Below are 18,880 nucleotides of genomic sequence, written 5' to 3' on the forward strand. Positions count from 1 at the left end.
ATATTGAGGGAACGAGCGTCATGCGTTTCACCGCAACTCTCGTGGCATCCGCGAGCCTTCTCGGGCTGGCCGCCTGCGAAGACCTGGACAGCGACTTCCGTGGCTTCGGCGGCGGCTTCAACACCACCTCGGCCGCCCAGAAGGCCACCGAGCCCCGCCCCGCGCCCGATGACCGCGGCATCCTCTCTTATCCCGGCTACCAGGTCGCCGTCGCCCGGCGCGGCGATACCGTGAGCACCGTCGCGGCCCGCATCGGCCTGCCCGAGAGCGAGCTCGCCGCCCGCAACTCCGTGCCCCCCGGCGCGCCGCTCAACGCCGGCTCCGTCCTGCTGCTGCCGCGCCGCGTGGCCGAGCCCTCGCCCGCCACCGGCGCCATCGCCACCGGCCCGATCCGCCCCGCCGAGCAGGTCGATGTCGCCGTTCTGGCCGACACCGCGATCTCCCGCGCCGAAGATAGGACCGGGGGCACCATCACCCCGGCACAACCCGCCACGCCCGCCCGCGCGCCCCAGACCGGCCAGGAGCCCATCCGCCACGTGGTCAAGTCCGGCGAAACCGCCTATTCCGTCTCGCGCCTCTACGGCGTGTCGGTGCAGGCGCTCGACGACTGGAACGGGCTCGACGACAAGCTCACGCTGCGCATCGGCCAGACCCTGCTGATCCCGCCGGAGGCGCCCAGCCGGCCGAGCCAGGCCACCGTCACCCGGCCCGGCGCCGGCTCCGCCACGCCCACGCCGCCCTCGGCCGCCACGCCGCTGCCCAAGGACGAGCCCGCCGCGGCCCAGACCCAGACCTCCCAGGCCAAGCCCGCCCCCGGCACGCCCGCCAGCCCCGACCTCGGCAAGCAGGCCACTCAGGCCTCCGCCTCCAAGGCGCGCTTCAGCACGCCGGTGCAGGGCAACATCATCCGCGCCTTCTCGGCCAAGTCCGACGGCATCGACATCGGCGCGCCCGCCGGCACTGCGGTCAAGGCCGCCGATGCGGGCACCGTCGCCGCCATCACCCAGAGCACCGACAAGGTGCCGATCCTCGTGCTGCGCCACAGCGGCGGCCTGCTGACCGTCTACGCCAACGTCGACGGGCTGACCGTCGCCAAGGGCGACAAGGTGTCGAAGGGGCAGACCATCGCCAAGGTCCGCTCGGGCAACCCCTCGTTCCTGCACTTCGAGGTGCGTGACGGGCTGAAGGCGGTCGATCCGGCGCAATACCTGCCCTGATCCGGCGGAGGGGGCCACGGGCCCCCGCACGGTCCAGTCAGGTTAACCATGTGGTGCAAAACCCCGTATGCATGGGTTGTGCATGGGTTGTGCATCACTTGTGCCTGTGGCGGATATGTCGGTTAACGGCGCAAAAGTTAACAGGGCCGGGCCGGGCACCGGGGTCGAACCACCCCGCCCGAGCCTAGAGCTTCACGCCCTTCCGGCCCGCCAGGTCGGTGAAGAACTGCCAGGCCACCCGGCCCGAGCGCCCGCCCCGCGTGGCCTGCCACTCGATCGCCTCGGCGCGCAGCACATCAGGCTCGACCTCGACGCCATGCTCCGCGCAATAGCCTGAAATCATTTCAAGATATTCGTCCTGGGTGCACGGATGGAAGCCCAGCCACAGCCCGAAGCGATCGGAGAGAGAGACCTTCTCCTCGGTCGCCTCGCTCGGGCTGATCGCGGTCGACCGCTCGTTCTCGATCATGTCCCGCGGCATCAGGTGGCGGCGGTTCGAGGTGGCATAGAACACCACGTTTTCGGGCCGTCCGGCTATGCCCCCATCGAGCACCGCCTTGAGGGATTTGTAATGTTCGTCGTCATGGCTGAACGACAGGTCATCGCAAAACAGCAGGAATCGCGCGTCGGATCGGCGCAGATGCCCCAGCAACCGCCCGATGGAGGGCAGGTCTTCGCGCTGCACCTCGATCAGTTTCAGCTCCGGACAATCCACCTGAACAGCGGCATGGACCGCCTTGACGAGGCTCGATTTTCCCATGCCCCGCGCACCCCAGAGCAGGGCGTTGTTGGCAGGCAGCCCGGCGGCGAACTGGCGGGTGTTGGCCACCAGCGTGTCGCGCGAGCGGTTGATCCCCACCAGCAGGCCGATATCGACCCGGTTCACCTCTCCCACCGGCTCCAGCCCGTCCGGGTCCGCATGCCAGAGAAAGGCCGAAGCCATTGTGAAGTCGGGAGTTTTCAGCGGCGGCGGCGCCATCCTCTCGAGCGCCTGCGCGATCCGGTCCATCGGGTCATCGACGCTCAAAATTCTTCGTCCTCGTCCAGCACGCCCTCGGCCCTGAGCCGCGCCGTGCGCTTCTTCTCGACCCGCGCCACGAGGAAGATCGAGATCTCGTAGAGGCCATAAACCGCCACGAAAAGGATGACCTGGGTAAACACGTCCGGCGGCGTCACGATGCCGGCCAGCACCAGGATCGCGACCACCGCGTATTTCCGCACCGCCCCCAGCCCCGCGCTCGAGACCAGCCCTGCCTTGCCCAGCAGCGTGAGCAGCACCGGCAGCTGAAAGCACAGCCCGAAGGCCATGACGAAGGTGATCGTCAGGCTCAGGTATTCCGAGATCGAGCCCTGGAACACCACCGAGCCCGACCCCGCCACCACCTGGTCGCCATCCGCCGTTTCGCCCGCCGGCACCTGGCCGCCAAAGTCCTGGAACCCAAGGAAAAAGTCGTAGGCCAGCGGGATCACGACGTAGTAGCAGAAGGCCGCGCCAAGCAGAAACATCGCCGGCGACGACACCATGAACGGCAGGAACGCGGAGCGCTCCGAGCGGTAGAGTCCCGGCGCCACGAAGCGCCACAGCTGGAAGCCGATCACCGGAAACGCCAGCGCGAAACCGGCCAGCATGGCGATGCGGATCTGCACGAAGAAGCCGTCCTGAAGGCGGATCATCTGGAGATTGCAGCTCTGCATCCGCTCCGCCATCGCATGGCAGACCGGCTGCTTGAGGAAATCGAAGATCGGATCTGCGAAATAGAAGCAGATGAAGACCGCAATGATGAAGGCCACCGCCGACCGGATCAGCCGGGTGCGCAGTTCCGCCAGGTGTTCGATCAGCGGCGCGGAGCTGTCGTCGAGTTCGTCTTCGGCCTGTGTCATCGGGTCAGCTCACGCCCGCATCGCCCGCAGCCCCGGATTTGGGGGCAGGCTTGGGCTTTGTCTTTGCAGCGGATTTCTTGGCCGCGGGCTTCTTCGGGGCAGGCTTCTTTGCGGCGGGCTTCCTGGCGGCCGGTTTCGCCGCCGTCCCGGCAGGCGCCTTCCTGGCAGCCGGTTTCTTCGCCGCGGCTTTCGCCGGCGGCTCCGCCCCATTGACCGCGGGTTCCGCCTCGGGCTCGCCCGCCATCTCGGCCGCTTCGGAGGCCGCGATGGCTTCCTTCCGCTTGCGCTCTTCGGCCGCCTTGGCGCTGGCCTCCTGGATCTTCCGCTTGGCCTCCGCCCGCTCTTCCGAGAGCTTCTGGGTTTCCGGCCCGAGGGGCTTCTTTTCAGGCTCTTTCTTCGTGGGGTCCCACTTGTCGAACCGGTCCGCCGCATCGCGCAGCTTGTCGATCCCCATCGACTTGGGGCTCATCGTCCGGTTCAGGTCGCTGGCCACGTCCTTCATCCCGGTGCTGTCGGCCGCGTCCTCCATGGCGCGCGAGAAGTCCCGCGCCATGCGGCGCACCTTGGCCGTCATCTTGCCGAGTGACTGGAACATCACCGGCAGGTCCTTCGGACCCACCACGATCAGCGCCACGACGCCGATCAGCAGAAGCTCGCTCCAGCCCATCGTCTGACCCCTAAACGCCTGTCAGACCTTGTCTTTCTCTTCCGGCGTCACGTCGCGCGCGGCCGCCGCATCGGCGTCCTCGAGCTCCTTGTTGCCCTCCGAAACGCCCTTCTTGAACGAGGTGATCCCCTTGCCCACTTCACCCATGAGCGAAGAGATCTTGCCCCGCCCGAAGAGCACCAGCACCACGACGGCAATGAGCAGCCATCCGACCGGGGGGATATTGGTGATGAACATCGCTTGCATGATTTGCCCGTCCTTTGATCCCTGTAACCCTGCCACGCGGCGGTATCACCCCGTGAGGTCGCCCCTATTTATGGAGTTTCGGCCCCGGGTGAAAGGGGCCTTTCCATCACGTTTCACCAATTCCGGGGGGCAGATGGCCGCAGCCCGCCCTCATTTGGTGCGCACAGGAAACAGAAAGCACCTGTCGCGCCGGATGGTGAGCCAGAGCACAGTCCCCGGTTTCGGCAGAAACACCGAGGGAATCGTGGCCCGAAGCACCGCGCCGTCGTGGTCCATCTTCAGCTCCACCAGGCTTTCGCGCCCCATGAAGCGGGCCCGCTCCACCACGCCCCGCGCCGGCATGCCGTGGCTTTCGGTCGGGTTCGGCCCCCGGCCCGCGCGGTCGAGGTCGATGGTCAGGTGCTGCGGCCGGATGACGATTTCCACCTCCTGACCGTCGGGCACCCCCGGCGCGAGGAAGGTGCCAAAGGCCGTCTCCGTCAGCGCCCCTTCAACCTTGCCCCGCAAAACATTGATATCGCTAAAAAAGGCCGCCGCCTTCCGGTCTACCGGGTTGTTGTAGATCGTGTAGGGCGCGCCGTGCTGCACGATCTCGCCCTCGCGCATCAGGGCGATCTCGTCGGCCATCCGCATCGCCTCGTCGGGCTCGTGGGTCACCAGCAGCACCGCGGTGCCCTCTTCCTTCAGAACGCTCAAGGTCTGGTCGCGGATATCGTCGCGCAGCCGCATGTCGAGGCCCGAGAAGGGCTCGTCCATCAGCATCACCCGCGGCTTCGGCGCCAGCGCACGCGCCAGCGCCACCCGCTGCTGCTCGCCGCCGGAGAGCTCATGCGGGTACTTGCCCGCGTGCCCGGCCAGCCCGACCCGCTCCAGCAGTTCCTCCACCCGGCCCCGTGCCGCGCCGCGCGGCAGGCCGAAGCCCACGTTTCTGGCCACCGTCAGATGCGGAAACAGCGCAAAATCCTGAAACATCAGCCCGATGTTGCGCGCCTCCGGCGGCACGAACATCCCCGGCCCGCTGACCTCGGCGCCTTCCACAAGCACGCGCCCCGCGTCCGGCCGGTCCACCCCGGCGATCATGCGCAATGTCGTGGACTTGCCGCAGCCCGACGGCCCGAGCAGGCAGGTCACCTGCCCCGCCGCCACCTGCAACGACAGGTCGCGCACGATCTCGCGCCCGCCCAGGCGGCGCGTCAGGTTCTGCACCTCAAGCCGGTAGCTCTCGCCCACGCTTCTGCCTTCCGTTTCCCGAGCGAAAACCTCGGTCTTCGGGCGTGGTAGCAGCCCCTCCCGAGCCCGGCAAGCGGGCAAGCTGCCGCGTCAGGCTGCCACCAACCGCCCCCTCAGGCGAGCGTGTAGTTCAGCGAGCCGCCGTCGAGCAGGATGTTCTGCCCCACCAGGTATCCCGCGTATTGCGAGCACAGGAAGGCGCAGGTCTGGCCGAACTCCTCGGGCGTGCCGTAACGGTTGGCGGGGATGGTCGAGGCCCGCTTGGCCCGCGCCTCCTCCATGCTGATCCCTTCCTTCTCGCAGACCGCCCTGTCGAGCGAATTCGCCCGGTCGGTCGCATGAATACCGGGGAGCAGGTTGTTGATATTGACGCCATATTCCGCCACCTGCCGCGCCGTGCCGGCAACAAAGCCGGTCAGGCCCGCCCGTGCCGAGTTCGACAGGCCCAGCACCGCGATCGGGCTCTTCACCGACTGGCTGGTGATGTTCACCACCTTGCCCCAGCGCCGCTCCATCATGCCCGGCAGGGCCGCCTGCATCAGCGCGATGGGGGTGAGCATGTTGGCATCGAGCGCCTTGATGAAATCCTCACGGCTCCAGTCCTTCCACATGCCCGGCGGCGGGCCGCCCGCGTTGGTGACCAGGATCTCGACCTGCCCGGCGGCCGCCAGCAGCTTGGCCCGCCCCTCCTCGGTGGTCACGTCGCAGGCCACGGTCTCGACCTCCACGCCAAAGTCGGCCCGGATCGCCGCCGCGCTCGCCTCCAGCGCCTCTTCGCCGCGGGCGTTCATCACCAGCCGGCAGCCCGCTTCGGCCAGCGCCCGGGCGCACCCCAGCCCCAGCCCCTTCGACGAGGCCGAAACCAATGCCCGCTTGCCCGAAATTCCCAGATCCATCTCGCGTCTCCCTGATGTGTTTGTGCAGACATGCCCGCCGGTTCACCGATTCGCCAGCAGGCCGCCCTCGCAGCGGCTCGTCCCGCGCGTTGTGTCTTTCTTAATTGTGACCCTGCACAATTGCCACATCCTGCCCCCAAACCACCCTCGCACTAGCGGCCCGTTTGCCATCGGCCGGGCCCCGGAGTAAGACTTGCCACAGGTGGTGGCACAAACGGCTGCGGGGCAGGTCTCCGCAGATCGCGAACGACTGAGTGCTGATGACCACGTCCCCTGCCCCCTCTTCCCCATCCGCGCACCGCAGGGCGAGCTACGGCTGCCACGTGTTCAGCGGCCAGGATCTCCACGTCACCTCCGGCGCCAACCTGGGCGACAGGCTGGGCCCCACCGACGAGCTCTGCGAGGGCGATACCTACGGGCTGGCCGAGGAGGCCGAGGTCTCCAAGCTGGCGCTGGTCAGCGAGGCCGGGCGGCTGCTGGTGGCCGGCGATTCCGAGATCGGTCGCGCCGGCGATGCCGTGACCCTCGCCGGGCGGCTCACCTTCATGGGCGGCGACGGCGGCGGCACCGAGCTTGTGGTCATCGAGCTCCCCGGCCCCGAGGGCGGCACGCGGCACTTCCTGCCGCTGCAGCCGATGGAGCCGCGGGTGGACTACGCCCTCATCGGCGTATCGAACGACCCCGGCGAGGTGCATCTCTCCGATCTCACCTCCTTCGCCTTCGCCCGCGGCACCGCCATCACCCTCGCCTCCGGGGCGCAGAGGCCGGTGGAAGATCTCGCGCCCGGCGACCGCGTGCTGACCCGCGACCACGGCGCCCAGCCGGTCCGCTGGATCGGCACCCAGACGGTGCGCGCCGTCGGCGCCTATGCCCCCGTGGTCATCACCAGGGACACCCTGGGCAACGCCGCCGACCTGATCCTGAGCCAGCACCAGCGCCTCTTCGTCTACCAGCGCGGCGCCGACCGGGTGACCGAGACCGCCGAGATGCTGGTCAAGGCCGCCCTGCTGGTCGATGACGATGCGGTCTTCGTGCGCAAGGGCGGCTTCGTCGATTACTTCACCCTGGTCTTCGACCACCACGAGGTGATCTACGCCGAGTGCATCCCCGTGGAATCGCTGGAGCTTTCGCCCGACACCCGGCACAGCCTGCCCGGCGAGATCGCCGCCGGCATAGAGGCCGAATTCGGCGACCTCGCCCATACCCCCGCCTTCGGCACCGAGGTCTCGGGCGAGCAGTTGAGCCCCGACAAGCGGCGCAAGATCTTCCGCGGCAGCGCGGGGCGCTGACATGGGTTAGAGCTTTGAGCCGGCCCGCGCCTTGGCTATCGTGGGCCTGCGTCAGCAAAAGGCCCGCCCCATGACCACCGGCCAGCACAACCGCAAGGAAGAGATCGTCACCGCCGCGTTCCAGACCCTCATGGACGAGGGGCTGCCGATGCTCTCCTACGATGCCATCGCCCGCCACGGCGGCCTGTCGCGCCAGCTGATCCGATACCATTACCCCGACCCCGAGGAGCTGATGATCGACCTGCTCGATCACATGGCCGGCGTCTACCGCGAGGCGATGATCGCCGAGGTAACCAGGCTCCAGGGCACCGACCGGCTGCGCTGCTTCTTCGACTTCTACTTCGACATGATCGAGGGCAATCCCAAGCCGCGCGACAATCAGGCCTATGACGCGGCCATGTCCCTCGCCACCGCCCACCCGCCGATCCGCGCCACGCTGCGGGGCCAGTATTCCCTGCTGGGGCAGGTGCTCAGCCACGAACTCGAGCTCCAGTATCCCGTCCTCGGCATCCAGGGCGCGCAGGAGCTCTCCTGGCTTTTCGTCTGCCTGATGTACGGCCACTGGAAGATGGTCGCCTCGCTGGGCTTTGCCGAGACCCACCGCAGCGTGACCCGCGCCGCCATCGACCGGCTGGTCGAGTCGTATCTCGCCCGCCCGTCGCAGCCCGAAACCGCGCCCAGGATCTGGCACACCACGACCTGACCCGCTTTTCATTTTGAAAGGCCGCCAAGGCATTCACGCCGATTTTTCAAGGCGGCGCGTCCCTGCGCACACGCTCTGCGGGAACCGGGCATCTCTGCGGCCTTGCAACTCGAAAGTGGGTTTTCAAGAAGATTGACAGAAGATCGGCGATTTGTTGCCGTAGGGTCATTCTTCAGGCGCGGGCCGCCCGCCACGGGGGGCGGATTGATATCCCGCAGGGTATTGAGGCCCACCCAGTCAGGGTCCGGCCATGTGCCGGACCCGCACTGCCGTCATTCCAAAACGTCGCCCCGCCCCGGGTGGCGCTCCGGGGGCGGTCGGTCGGATGATCTGTCACCGGTCGGCCACACCTACCCCCTCAGCGCGGCGATCAGCTCCGGCTTGGTCATGTCGCTGCGGCCCTCGATCTCCAGTTCCTTCGCCCGGTCATAGAGCTCGTCCTTGGTCCAGTCCTCGTAGGGCGGAGCCTTGCCGCCCTTCTCGCCGGGGTGCATGTCGGGGTTGGCCCGGGCATTGGCGATCCGCGCCGACTTCTCCTTCGAGTAGCCCTTGTCGCGCAGCGCCTCGTAAACCTCGTGGTCCTTCACGCTCGGACCCGGATCCTCTCTCTTCGCCATCTCGCATCTCCTTTGCGGGCCCAACGCCCATGGCCGCTTGCCGTTCCCGCCGGGCGTGGTAGAGAGCGGCCATGCTCGACAATCGCCCCACCCTGCCCCCAGAAATCGCCCGCCGCCGGACCTTTGCGATCATCTCGCACCCCGACGCCGGCAAGACCACGCTGACCGAGAAGTTCCTGCTCTACGGCGGCGCGATCCAGATGGCCGGTCAGGTCCGGGCCAAGGGCGAGGCCCGGCGCACGCGCTCGGATTTCATGCAGATGGAGAAGGACCGGGGCATCTCCGTCTCCGCCTCCGCCATGTCCTTCGACTACGGCAAGTACCGCTTCAACCTCGTCGACACGCCCGGCCACAGCGATTTTTCCGAAGACACCTACCGCACCCTCACGGCGGTGGATGCCGCGATCATGGTCATCGACGGCGCAAAGGGCGTCGAGAGCCAGACCCGCAAGCTCTTCGAGGTTTGCCGCCTGCGCGACCTGCCGATCCTGACCTTTTGCAACAAGATGGACCGCGAGAGCCGCGACACCTTCGAGATCATCGACGAGATCCAGGAGATGCTGGCGATCGACGTGACCCCCGCCTCCTGGCCCATCGGCACCGGCCGCGATTTCCTCGGCTGCTACGACATGCTCCACAACCGCCTCGAGCTGATGGACCGCGCCGACCGCAACAAGGTGGCGGAGTCGATCAAGATCAACGGGCTCGACGACCCCAAACTGGCGCAGCACGTCCCCGCCGACCTGCTCGAAAAGCTGCTCGAAGAGGTCGAGATGGCCCGCGAGCTGCTGCCGCCGCTCGACCCGCAGGCCCTGGCCGAGGGCACCCTCACCCCCATCTGGTTCGGTTCCGCGATCAACAGCTTCGGGGTCAAAGAGCTGATGGACGGCATTGCCGAATACGGCCCCGAGCCGCAGCCGCAAAGCGCCGAACCGCGCCAGATTTCTCCCGAGGAAACAAAGGTTTCCGGCTTCGTCTTCAAGGTCCAGGCCAACATGGACCCAAAGCACCGCGACCGCGTGGCCTTTCTCCGCCTCGCCTCGGGCCACTTCCAGCGCGGCATGAAGCTCACCCACGTCCGCACCAGGAAGCCGATGGCCGTCAGCAGCCCCGTGCTCTTTCTCGCCTCCGACCGCGAGCTGGCCGAGGAGGCCTGGGCCGGCGACATCATCGGCATCCCCAACCACGGCCAGCTCCGCATCGGCGACACGCTGACCGAGGGAGAGGCGCTGAAGGTCACCGGCATCCCCAGCTTTGCGCCCGAACTGCTGCAAAACTGCCGCGCGGGCGACCCGCTGAAGGCCAAGCACCTCGACAAGGCCCTGATGCAATTCGCCGAGGAAGGGGCCGCCAAGGTGTTCAAGCCGCAGATCGGCGCGGGCTTCATCGTCGGCGTTGTCGGCCAGCTGCAATTCGAGGTCCTGGCCTCCCGCATCGAGCTGGAATACGGCCTGCCCGTCCGCTTCGAGCCCTCGCAGTTCACCTCCGCCCGCTGGGTCTCGGGCCCGCGCGACGCGGTGGAAAAATTCGCCAACGCCAACAAGCAGCACATGGGCACCGACAACGACGGAGACCTCGTCTACCTCACCCGCCTGCAATGGGATATCGACCGCGTCGAGCGCGACTACCCCGAGGTGAAGCTCACCGCGACCAAGGAAATGATGGTCTGAGCCCTTGAGGCTTGCAGCAACAGGCCCTGCCCCCGTAAACTGACGGCATTCATTCTTTACCGTCAATTTTCCGGGAGCAGTTTCAATGGCCTACGAGGTGCGCGTCGTCGCCGAGAACGTGGAGGCCTTCGTCAAGGCCAAAGATATCTTCGAGATCACCCGCGATGTGAACACGGTCACGCGCAACAACATCCGCGTCACCATCCCCAAGGGCACCGCCTACCTGCCGGCCAAGATGTATGTCGTCGGCGAGGCCGGCTCCTGGGTCTTCTACCTGAGCGGCAAGCAATTGCTTTCCATGGGGCTGGAGCCTTTTGCGCATCAGATGAGCCATCACAATCTGACGGCCGATCTCTACGACCGCACCAAGGCCATCATCCCGGCAGCCAACCTGATGGCCGCCTTCTGCATCGGCCTCGGCATGGGCATGTGCACCTTCTGGGTCGGCACCGCCATCACCGCCGGCACCAAGATGTTCCAGCTCTACATCTTCTATGAAAAGAACGAGCGCGCCATCAAGAAGGTGGCCGCCCACAGCGCCGAGCTGTTTTCGGCCCTGACCTGGATGAAGGAGCACGCTCCCGTCACCCACGAGCAGATCCTCAAGCTGCTCGGCGAGCACCTCGACGATGCCCTCTATGCCGCCGCCGGCGGCATCACGCCCAGCACCTGCGCGCCCATCGTCGGGCGGCTGATCGGGCAGCTGGTCTCCATGGGCAAGAACGGCCCCGGCAAATACGTCAAGACCGGGCTGGTGTTCTGGATCACCACCCTGACCAAGATGCTCGCCACGGCCACCGCCACCAATTTTCCGATCTTCCTGCAGGCCGGCCTGATCCGTGCCGGCAAGGCCACGGCGGCGGTCATCGGCGAGGCCTTTGCCACGGCGGGGCAACCCGTCAGCGAGGGCGTCGCCCGGATGATGGAACAGGAGTGGAAGCGCCCTGAGGCGCCCGAGCAGATCGTCCAGTTCTTCGCCGCGGCCAAGGCCCTCTCCGAGGAGATGGGCGGACTTGCCCAGGCGCTCGACGCCGAGATCCCAGATTTTTGACCACGGTCACAAACGCAGGAAATTGGCCTCGGGCGTAGGCATCCGCACGCGTCTGCGTAGGATGGACAAAGGAGATCCGCCCATGCCAGACCCCACGCCCCCGCTCACGCGCCGCGCCACCCTCGCCGGCCTTGCCGCCCTCACAGGGCTCGCGGCCCTGCCCGCCCGTGCTTCCGCCCCGAGGCGCGACATCGCCTATGGCCCCCACGCGCTTCAGCGCTACGACGCCTACCTGCCCGAGGCGGCACATGCCGCACCTCTGGTCGTGTTTCTCCACGGCGGCGGCTGGGCCATCGGCGACAAGGCCAACAACAACGTCTGGAAGGCCAAGTCGGCGCATTGGAACGCCCGCGGCATCGGCTTCGTCTCGGTCAACACCCGGCTCCTGCCCGAGGCCGACCCGATGCAGCAGGCTGCCGACCTTGCACGCGCCCTCTCGCACATCCAGCAGGCCGCGCCCCCCTGGGGCGCCGACCCGAACCGCCTGGTGCTGATGGGCCACTCCGCGGGCGCCCATCTCGTGGCGCTGCTCGGGGCCGATCCGGGCCTCGCGCGGCGCTGGGGCGCGCAGGGCTGGAGCGCCACCGTGGCGCTCGACACCGCCGTCTACGACACCGAGCGCTACATGGCCCGCAAGCCCTCGCGCATCCATGCCCGCGCCTTCGGCACCAGCCGCGCCTTCTGGGAGGAGGCCTCGCCCCAGGCCCGCCTCGGCCCCGGCGCCACGCCTTTCCTGCTGGTCGCCTCCGCCAAGCGCCGCGAGGCGCTCTCGGCGGCGCGCAACTTCGCCCGCGCGGCCAAGGCCCGCAAGGTCGAGGCCGAGCTGCTCGAGGTCAACCTCTCCCACGCCGCCATCAACGCCACCCTCGGCGAGCCCGGCGCCTTTACGGAGGCCGTCGATGCCTTCCTGGCCCGTCACGGCGTGGCGTGATTGACCTTGCCGCCAATCTGCGCTAGGCCGCGCTTGCCCCCACGATGCGCGTGCGGGCAAGCGCGGGGCGCCTGATCAATGCGTCCCAATCCCGCGGGGAACCTCCCCGCAAGACACGGACGTACATGACAAAATTCAGTGACCTGAAGCTGGACCCCAAGGTCCTCAAAGCCGTCGAAGATGCCGGCTACGAAACCCCCACCCCGATCCAGGCCGGCGCCATCCCGCCAGCGCTCGAAGGGCGCGACGTTCTGGGCATCGCGCAAACCGGCACCGGCAAGACCGCCAGCTTCACGCTGCCGATGATCTCGCTGCTCAAGCGCGGCCGCGCCCGCGCCCGGATGCCGCGCAGCCTCGTGCTGGCGCCCACCCGCGAGCTCGCCGCCCAGGTGGCCGAGAACTTCGACACCTACGCCAAGCACACCAAGCTCACCAAGGCGCTGTTGATCGGCGGCGTGAGCTTCGGCGAGCAGGACAAGCTGATCGACCGCGGCGTCGACGTGCTGATCGCCACCCCCGGCCGCCTGCTCGACCATTTCGAGCGCGGCAAGCTCCTGCTGACCGGCGTGCAGATCATGGTGGTCGACGAGGCCGACCGGATGCTCGACATGGGCTTCATCCCCGACATCGAGCGCATCTTCCAGCTCACGCCCTTCACCCGGCAAACGCTGTTCTTCTCCGCCACCATGGCGCCCGAGATCGAGCGGATCACCAACACCTTCCTGTCGAACCCCGAGAAGATCGAAGTGGCCCGCGCCGCAACCACCGGCGAGAACATCACCCAGGGCGTGTTGATGTTCAAACCGTCGCGCCGCGACCGCGCCGCCACCGAAAAGCGTGACATGCTGCGCCGCCTGATCGAGCGCGAAGGCGAGGCCTGCACCAACGCGATCATCTTCTGCAACCGCAAGGTCGATGTCGATGTCGTCGCCAAGTCGCTCAAGAAGCACGGCTACAACGCCGAGCCGATCCACGGCGATCTCGACCAGTCGCAGCGGATGCGCACCCTGGCCGGCTTCCGCGACGGTTCCATCAAGTTCCTGATCGCCTCCGACGTGGCCGCCCGCGGCCTCGACATCCCCGCCGTCTCCCACGTCTTCAACTACGACGTGCCGAGCCACGCCGAGGACTACGTGCACCGCATCGGCCGCACCGGCCGCGCCGGCCGGTCCGGGGTTGCCCTGATGATCTGCGCGCCCGTCGACGAGAAGAACCTCGCCGACATCGAGCGGCTGGTGCAAAACCAGATCCCGCGCCTCGATGCGCTGGAGGGCACCGCGACCCCCGCCGCCGAAGAGGCCGAAGAGACCGCCGAGTCCAAACCCTCGCGCAGCCGCAGCCGGTCGCGCAGCCGCAGCCGCAGCAACTCCGAAGAGCCCGCAGCCGAGGCCCCCGAACCGCAGGAGGCCGAAGCCCCCAGGAGCGAGGAAAAATCCTCGTCCCGCCGGTCCGGCCGTGGCCGGCGCGATGGCGGAGACCGGGACCGGGGTGGCAACACCCCCACCGGCCTCGGCGATCACCTGCCCGATTTCATCGCGCGCAGCTTCGACGACCGGCAGGAAACCCCCGAAGCAGGCTGAGGCAGGGCCCAGCCCTCATCGCTGAGCCATTCCCCCGCCGGAGGCCCCAGCGCCGCCCGGCGGCCATCCGGCCCAAAACCCGCGTGCTCAGCCCTGCCCGCCCATCGCCGCGATCAGCCGCCCCACCTCCGCGTCGGGCGCGCGGTGCCCCACCACGGCCACCTCCAGCCCGGCATTGCGATAGATCCGGAACGCCCGCTCCATCGCCCCCAGGATCCACGCCTTGTCGTTGCCGAAGGCCCCGCCGCCCAGCAGCGTCAGGAAGACCGGCACCTGCAGCCGTGCCGCCAGCCCCAGCGTGATCTCATAGGCCTCCTCCAGCACCAGCCGGGCAAAGGGCGCCCAGGGGCCGGGCCGCCCGTAGGCCACCGGCAGCGCCGAGCAGTAAACCTGGTGCACGAGATGCCCGCCCCCCTCCAGCGTCACCTCCGTGTCACGCTGGAGCCCCACCTCCAGCAGGCCGCGATAGCTGTCCGTCCCCCCGGCCAGCCGCGCGCCCACCGCCTCGAGCCCGCCCGGATGCGGCAGCGCGTAGCCGTTGCGCATCTCCCACAGGGCGCCCCCGTCGTTCCCCAGCGCCCGTCCCAGCGGCGCCAGACAATCCATCTGGCGCGTGCACTGGCCCGCGACCCCGTCATGCTCGGCAAAGTAGTTCCGCCAGATCGTCCCGGCGGCGCAGGCGATGGCGCAGGCCGGGCCCTGGGTCGGGTCGCCCTCGTAGCGGGTGATGCCCATCGCGGGCGTCACATCGGGCGCGATCATCTCCAGCAGGTTGAACTGCGACGCCACCTGAAACAGCGCCCCCGGATGCGCAAGGTGCAACGCCCTCGCCTCCCCCACGACCTGGCCAAAGCGGGACGGCCCGCGCTCCGGCACCGGCCCCAGCGCCGCGCCGGTCACCCGCTCCAGCACTCCGGGCCGCATGACCCGGCCGTTCACCCGGCTGCGCAGCGCGCCCTTCTCAACCACCAGCTGGCGCCGCACCTCCTCCGGCCCCCGCTCCCTGAACCCCGTCAGCCGTTCAAAGAAGTCCATCGCAGGTGCCCCCCAAAGCAAAAGGGCCACCCCATCGGGCGGCCCTCTTCAAATCCATGCCAGCCGGCCTCACTCGTCTTCGAGCTTGTCCACGGCCTCTTTCAGCTCGTCCTTGCTGACTTCCTTCTCGCTGACCTTGGCCAGCTCGAAGATGTAGTCCACGACCTTGTCCTCGAAGAGCGGCGCGCGCATCTGCTGCTGCATCTGGGCGTTGTTGCGGACGAACTCGAAGAACTCGCGCTCCTGCCCCGGATACTGGCGCGCCTGCGCCATGATCGCCTGGGTCATCTCGGCGTCGGACACCTCGATCTTGTTCTTCTGGCCCATCTCGGCCAGCAGCAGACCAAGACGCACGCGACGGGCGGCGAGCTTCTTGTGCTCCTCGGTCGTCTCGATCTCGGGGTGATCGTGGCCCTGCACATCGGGGTTTTCCTCGTGCCACAGCTGATGCGCGATCTGCTTGGCCTCGGCATCGAGCAGGGTCGGCGGCAGGTCGAAATCCACCAGCTTGTCCAGCTCGTCGAGCAGGGTGCGCTTCATCACCGCGCGGGCGGCACCGGCATATTCGGCCTCGAGGCGCTCGCTCACCTGGCCCTTCAGCGCGTCGAGGCTCTCGGCGCCGAACTGCTTGGCCAGCTCGTCGTCGAGCTTGGCCTTGGCGGGCTTCTTCACGTCCTTGATGGTGCAGTCGAACACCGCCGCCTTTCCGGCGAGGTTCTTGGCCTGGTACTCCTCGGGGAAGCTCACCTCCACGGCCTTCTCGTCACCGGCCTTCACGCCGACGAGCTGCTCCTCGAACCCGGGGATGAACTGGCCCGAGCCGAGCACCAGCGGAAAGTCTTCCGCCGAGCCGCCGTCGAAGGCCTCGCCGTCGATCTTGCCGACAAAGTCCATCACCACCTGGTCGCCATCCTTGGCGGCACCCTTCTTGGTCTCGAAGGTCTTGGCCTGCTCGGCCAGCCCTTCCAGCGCCTCGGTGACCGCCGCGTCATCGGCCTTCACCACGAGCTTCTCGATCTTCACCTTGCCAAGGTCGACCTCGGGGATCTCGGGCAGCGCCTCGTAGGACATGGACACGACCACGTCGTCGCCTTCCTTCCAGTCCTCGTTGGTCATCTTCACCTCGGGCTGCAGCGCCGGACGGTCGCCGCTCTCCTCGAAGTGCTTGGCCATCGCGCCGTCGATCGCCTCCTGCATCGCCTCGCCCAGCAGGCGGGGGCCAAACTGCTTCTTGAGCAGGGCCAGCGGCACCTTGCCCTTGCGAAAGCCCTTCAGCTCCACGTTCGGCCGGGCCTCTTCGAGCTTGCCGGTCACCTTCTCTTCCAGCTCGCTGGCCGGAATGGTGATCTCGTAGCCCCGCTTCAGGCCGTCTTTCTGGGTCTCGGTGACCTGCATTCCTGCTTCCTTCTTCGAATAAGCACCGCAACCCCCTCGGGCTCGAGGGGGTGACAAATCAGGCGCGTTGTAGGTGGCCCGCGGCGTGGTTGCAAGGCGATTCCCTTGGCCGGGGGCGGGGCCTTGCCGGTCTCTTTCGTCCGGTCTGCCGGTGGCCCGTGGCTAATTCGCGCCCGGATCTTTCCGCAGCCGTGCATGGAGGATCAGCTCGGGTCGATACTCGAAATGCATCCCGTCGAAGTGGTGCCATTTCCCGCCCCAGATAAAGCCGAAACGCTCCATCTGCCGCACCAGCGCCTCGGGGTAGGTGTTGTCAAAGCGCCCGGCATCGCCCTCCTTGGCACCCGACCAGCGCCAATACCCGCCCAGCGCGGTGTTGAAGTCGACCGCGATGCCGAAACTATGCGCACTCAGCCGCCCGGTTCCGGCCACCACGCGCCAGTTGAAGCTGCCGCCAACCTCGTTGAAGAACCTGTCCATCTCCGGCCCCTCGGCCGCAATGGCATCCAGGGCGGCCTGAAGCTGCGGAGCCACGCAGTAACGCCCGCTTGCCGAAAATCGCGCGCTCCGGCCTGCGCCCCGATAGTCCGTGCGCAGCAGCTCGCCGGCCACCTCCTTCTCGCTCTGCCCGTAGAGCGCACGCATCAACCCCTCGTGCCTCGCCCGTCCCGGATCGTTCCACGGCGTCAGGCGCTGGTCGAGATCGAAGGCCAGCGGATAGGCGTCGCTGAACATCTCCGCAATCGACGGGTCCGCGAGGCGCTCGCGCGGGGGGCGGCCGGCGTCCTGCCCGAGCGGCAGCACGGTGCCACTCACCCGCACCGATCCCTTCGCCTCGTCCACCTGCAGCCCCGGATAGGCCAGCTCCAGCGCAACGGCTATCGCAGGGCGCTCGCCGAATGCCGGCAAAGGCAGGGCCAGGAAATCCCGAACCTCGCAAGCGGCAGCGGACACGCTCGGCAAGATCCCCAGGGCAAGGGACAGCGCAACAAGCCTCGATCTCAACATCCGTTGGCCTGCTCCGCCGCCTTGAGGCGGGCAACCTCGCGCTCCTCCGCCGCCGTCAGCACCGGAGAGCGCGTCGTGCAGCGGCTGGTGTCAAAAACCGACCGGGCACGCGCGGAGGAAAAGCAAAAGCCCCTGTTGTGGAAGATCAGGTTGCGCTCATACCACAGCCGCGTGCAGATATCGCCACTGGTCAGCGGGCTCGGCGGTGACGGCTCGGCAGCGGGCGCAGGCTCAGGCTCAGGCGCAGGCGCGGCTCTCGCGTTCTGGAGCACCGCGAGCCTGTCCTGTGCGGCGGCCACGAAGATCGGGCAGTCGGGATACTTGCCGATGAACGCCTGCAGCGCGGCAGAGCTCTCGGAGGAGTCGAGCACCTGCCAATCGGCGCGGGCGGCGGTGCAGGGGTCGCTCGGCGGGGCCACGGCCTGCGGCTGCACGGCCTCCTGCGGAACAATCGTCACCGGCTCAACGCTGTCCTCGACGCGGCTGCCGGGGTTGAAGCTGAAGTCGCCCGAAAGCTGGTCGTAGTAGGCCGGAAACTGATTGTGCTGCACGGTGCCGGCCAGCGCCCGCACATCGGTCCGCACCGCCCTCACCAGATCATGGATCGAAAGGCCCTGCTCGCGAAGCCGGGGCAGCAGGGCGCGGGTGAAGACCGAGTTCGGGTCGGGGTCGGAATTCGCCAGCCGGTCCAGCGCGGTCTGCCCGGAGCCTGCGGAGAACAGGATGAAAGACCCCTCGGGCGCGTCCATCCGGGCCAGGCCGCGCGATCCCCCCAGCGATCTCTGACCCTCGCCGGGGAACGGGTTGTTGCGACAGGCATCGAGGATCAGCAAGGTCACCCGCGCGCCCCGCTCCCGGAACGCCCCCAACACCCGGTCGGCCGCGATGCTCTCGCTGGTGACAAAGCTCTCGTCCCCCGGACGAGCCGCAGGCACGTCCGCCGGCAGCAGGTAATTCCGCCCGTTCACCTCGATGCCGTGGCCCGCGAAGTAGAAGACAACCTCGTCGCCGGGCCGGATCTGCGAGGCGACCTGCGAGATCGCCTGGTTGAGCGTGCGGCGATCGGCGTCGATGATGCGGGTCACCTCGAAGCCGATCCGCAGCAGAGTGTCCGATACGGACTTCGCATCGTTCACGGCTTTCTGGAGCGGGGTGACATTGTCGTAGGCGTCGATCCCGATCACCAGCGCCAGCCGCCCGCTGCTCGTGGCGGGCAGGATCACCGCAGAACGGTCCTGGGCCCGCAGATGCGAAGCCGTCGCGAGCAGCACCACGAGGATCGCCGCGAGGTGGGCCCAAGAGCCATGGCGGATCGTTTGACGAACGATACCCATGCGGTCTCCAGTCGATTGTCGTTTTGCACGCCCCCCGGCATGCAGGTCATCCTGCTCGAAACCCAGCATGGGAGAGGATGGAAGTCAAACACGCCGTGCTCTGACGGACATCCGATACGTCGGAAAAGCC

The 18,880-nt window shown here is 67.8% G+C and carries 18 protein-coding genes; 7 read left to right on the forward strand and 11 right to left on the reverse strand.

The features are described from left to right. Positions 1-20 precede the first annotated feature (20 nt). The gene (locus BUR94_RS08595; RefSeq protein ID WP_074255854.1) at positions 21-1,217 is read left to right on the forward strand and encodes a peptidoglycan DD-metalloendopeptidase family protein; all 1,197 of its coding nucleotides are present in this window, start codon (positions 21-23) and stop codon (positions 1,215-1,217) included. A 184-nt stretch (positions 1,218-1,401) separates the two neighbouring features. On the opposite strand, the gene BUR94_RS08600 is transcribed toward BUR94_RS08595, so the two are convergent. From BUR94_RS08600 to BUR94_RS08625, 6 genes are all read right to left on the reverse strand, one after another. Continuing rightward, complete coding sequence (locus tag BUR94_RS08600) at positions 1,402-2,226, reverse strand: ATP-binding protein (RefSeq protein ID WP_074255855.1); 825 nt, start codon at positions 2,224-2,226, stop codon at positions 1,402-1,404. A gap of 14 nt (positions 2,227-2,240) precedes the next feature. After that, positions 2,241-3,098 (reverse strand): twin-arginine translocase subunit TatC, encoded by an 858-nt coding sequence (tatC, locus tag BUR94_RS08605; RefSeq protein ID WP_074255856.1) that lies wholly within the window; start codon positions 3,096-3,098, stop codon positions 2,241-2,243. 4 nt (positions 3,099-3,102) lie between these two features. After that, complete coding sequence (tatB, locus tag BUR94_RS08610; protein WP_074255857.1) at positions 3,103-3,765, reverse strand: Sec-independent protein translocase protein TatB; 663 nt, start codon at positions 3,763-3,765, stop codon at positions 3,103-3,105. A 21-nt stretch (positions 3,766-3,786) separates the two neighbouring features. Then, positions 3,787-4,002 (reverse strand): twin-arginine translocase TatA/TatE family subunit, encoded by a 216-nt coding sequence (tatA, locus tag BUR94_RS08615; RefSeq protein ID WP_074257645.1) that lies wholly within the window; start codon positions 4,000-4,002, stop codon positions 3,787-3,789. 159 nt (positions 4,003-4,161) lie between these two features. After that, the gene (locus tag BUR94_RS08620) at positions 4,162-5,241 is read right to left on the reverse strand and encodes an ABC transporter ATP-binding protein (protein WP_074255858.1); all 1,080 of its coding nucleotides are present in this window, start codon (positions 5,239-5,241) and stop codon (positions 4,162-4,164) included. A 113-nt stretch (positions 5,242-5,354) separates the two neighbouring features. After that, positions 5,355-6,137 (reverse strand): SDR family oxidoreductase, encoded by a 783-nt coding sequence (locus BUR94_RS08625; protein ID WP_074255859.1) that lies wholly within the window; start codon positions 6,135-6,137, stop codon positions 5,355-5,357. Between the two features lie 260 nt (positions 6,138-6,397). Between BUR94_RS08625 and BUR94_RS08630 the strand changes: the two genes are divergently transcribed. Together BUR94_RS08630 and BUR94_RS08635 are read left to right on the forward strand one after the other, a co-directional pair. Then, positions 6,398-7,426 carry a Hint domain-containing protein gene (locus BUR94_RS08630; protein ID WP_084192962.1) on the forward strand — a complete coding sequence of 343 codons (1,029 nt, stop codon included), beginning with the start codon at positions 6,398-6,400 and terminating at the stop codon, positions 7,424-7,426. A gap of 70 nt (positions 7,427-7,496) precedes the next feature. Continuing rightward, a complete protein-coding gene (locus BUR94_RS08635) occupies positions 7,497-8,129 on the forward strand; it encodes a TetR/AcrR family transcriptional regulator (RefSeq protein ID WP_074255861.1) in 633 nt (210 codons plus the stop codon). Positions 8,130-8,479: 350 nt separating this feature from the next. Here BUR94_RS08635 and BUR94_RS08640 read toward each other — a convergent pair whose 3' ends face one another. Further along, a complete protein-coding gene (locus tag BUR94_RS08640) occupies positions 8,480-8,746 on the reverse strand; it encodes a Rho termination factor N-terminal domain-containing protein (protein WP_074255862.1) in 267 nt (88 codons plus the stop codon). Between the two features lie 71 nt (positions 8,747-8,817). Between BUR94_RS08640 and BUR94_RS08645 the strand changes: the two genes are divergently transcribed. From BUR94_RS08645 to BUR94_RS08660, 4 genes are all read left to right on the forward strand, one after another. After that, a complete protein-coding gene (locus BUR94_RS08645) occupies positions 8,818-10,416 on the forward strand; it encodes a peptide chain release factor 3 (RefSeq protein ID WP_074255863.1) in 1,599 nt (532 codons plus the stop codon). 85 nt (positions 10,417-10,501) lie between these two features. Continuing rightward, a complete protein-coding gene (locus BUR94_RS08650) occupies positions 10,502-11,467 on the forward strand; it encodes a hypothetical protein (protein WP_074255864.1) in 966 nt (321 codons plus the stop codon). A gap of 82 nt (positions 11,468-11,549) precedes the next feature. After that, positions 11,550-12,398, forward strand: a complete 849-nt coding sequence (locus BUR94_RS08655) for an alpha/beta hydrolase (RefSeq protein WP_074255865.1) — start codon at positions 11,550-11,552, stop codon at positions 12,396-12,398. A 125-nt stretch (positions 12,399-12,523) separates the two neighbouring features. Continuing rightward, a complete protein-coding gene (locus BUR94_RS08660; RefSeq protein WP_074255866.1) occupies positions 12,524-13,978 on the forward strand; it encodes a DEAD/DEAH box helicase in 1,455 nt (484 codons plus the stop codon). 87 nt (positions 13,979-14,065) lie between these two features. On the opposite strand, the gene BUR94_RS08665 is transcribed toward BUR94_RS08660, so the two are convergent. From BUR94_RS08665 to BUR94_RS08680, 4 genes are all read right to left on the reverse strand, one after another. Continuing rightward, a complete protein-coding gene (locus BUR94_RS08665; RefSeq protein ID WP_074255867.1) occupies positions 14,066-15,013 on the reverse strand; it encodes a hypothetical protein in 948 nt (315 codons plus the stop codon). 69 nt (positions 15,014-15,082) lie between these two features. After that, positions 15,083-16,408 carry a trigger factor gene (tig, locus tag BUR94_RS08670; RefSeq protein WP_074255868.1) on the reverse strand — a complete coding sequence of 442 codons (1,326 nt, stop codon included), beginning with the start codon at positions 16,406-16,408 and terminating at the stop codon, positions 15,083-15,085. A 162-nt stretch (positions 16,409-16,570) separates the two neighbouring features. Continuing rightward, the gene (locus BUR94_RS08675) at positions 16,571-17,362 is read right to left on the reverse strand and encodes a M15 family metallopeptidase (protein ID WP_139301248.1); all 792 of its coding nucleotides are present in this window, start codon (positions 17,360-17,362) and stop codon (positions 16,571-16,573) included. A gap of 47 nt (positions 17,363-17,409) precedes the next feature. Further along, positions 17,410-18,750: a caspase family protein gene (locus BUR94_RS08680; RefSeq protein ID WP_074255870.1), complete on the reverse strand. Its 1,341-nt coding sequence runs from the start codon at positions 18,748-18,750 to the stop codon at positions 17,410-17,412. Positions 18,751-18,880 lie beyond the last annotated feature (130 nt).

This window comes from Vannielia litorea, from assembly GCF_900142295.1.
Taxonomy (GTDB): domain Bacteria; phylum Pseudomonadota; class Alphaproteobacteria; order Rhodobacterales; family Rhodobacteraceae; genus Vannielia; species Vannielia litorea.

Bases quoted from the DNA above. Each gene is read 5' to 3' on its own strand.
- tatC (WP_074255856.1), bottom strand. From the start codon at position 3,098: ATGACACAGGCCGAAGACGAACTCGACGACAGCTCCGCGCCGCTGATC.
- tig (WP_074255868.1), bottom strand. From the start codon at position 16,408: ATGCAGGTCACCGAGACCCAGAAAGACGGCCTGAAGCGGGGCTACGAG.
- BUR94_RS08660 (WP_074255866.1), top strand. From the start codon at position 12,524: ATGACAAAATTCAGTGACCTGAAGCTGGACCCCAAGGTCCTCAAAGCC.
- BUR94_RS08630 (WP_084192962.1), top strand. From the start codon at position 6,398: ATGACCACGTCCCCTGCCCCCTCTTCCCCATCCGCGCACCGCAGGGCG.
- BUR94_RS08635 (WP_074255861.1), top strand. From the start codon at position 7,497: ATGACCACCGGCCAGCACAACCGCAAGGAAGAGATCGTCACCGCCGCG.
- BUR94_RS08625 (WP_074255859.1), bottom strand. From the start codon at position 6,137: ATGGATCTGGGAATTTCGGGCAAGCGGGCATTGGTTTCGGCCTCGTCG.
- BUR94_RS08640 (WP_074255862.1), bottom strand. From the start codon at position 8,746: ATGGCGAAGAGAGAGGATCCGGGTCCGAGCGTGAAGGACCACGAGGTT.
- tatA (WP_074257645.1), bottom strand. From the start codon at position 4,002: ATGTTCATCACCAATATCCCCCCGGTCGGATGGCTGCTCATTGCCGTC.
- BUR94_RS08680 (WP_074255870.1), bottom strand. From the start codon at position 18,750: ATGGGTATCGTTCGTCAAACGATCCGCCATGGCTCTTGGGCCCACCTC.
- BUR94_RS08645 (WP_074255863.1), top strand. From the start codon at position 8,818: ATGCTCGACAATCGCCCCACCCTGCCCCCAGAAATCGCCCGCCGCCGG.
- tatB (WP_074255857.1), bottom strand. From the start codon at position 3,765: ATGGGCTGGAGCGAGCTTCTGCTGATCGGCGTCGTGGCGCTGATCGTG.
- BUR94_RS08595 (WP_074255854.1), top strand. From the start codon at position 21: ATGCGTTTCACCGCAACTCTCGTGGCATCCGCGAGCCTTCTCGGGCTG.
- BUR94_RS08665 (WP_074255867.1), bottom strand. From the start codon at position 15,013: ATGGACTTCTTTGAACGGCTGACGGGGTTCAGGGAGCGGGGGCCGGAG.
- BUR94_RS08655 (WP_074255865.1), top strand. From the start codon at position 11,550: ATGCCAGACCCCACGCCCCCGCTCACGCGCCGCGCCACCCTCGCCGGC.
- BUR94_RS08600 (WP_074255855.1), bottom strand. From the start codon at position 2,226: ATGGACCGGATCGCGCAGGCGCTCGAGAGGATGGCGCCGCCGCCGCTG.
- BUR94_RS08650 (WP_074255864.1), top strand. From the start codon at position 10,502: ATGGCCTACGAGGTGCGCGTCGTCGCCGAGAACGTGGAGGCCTTCGTC.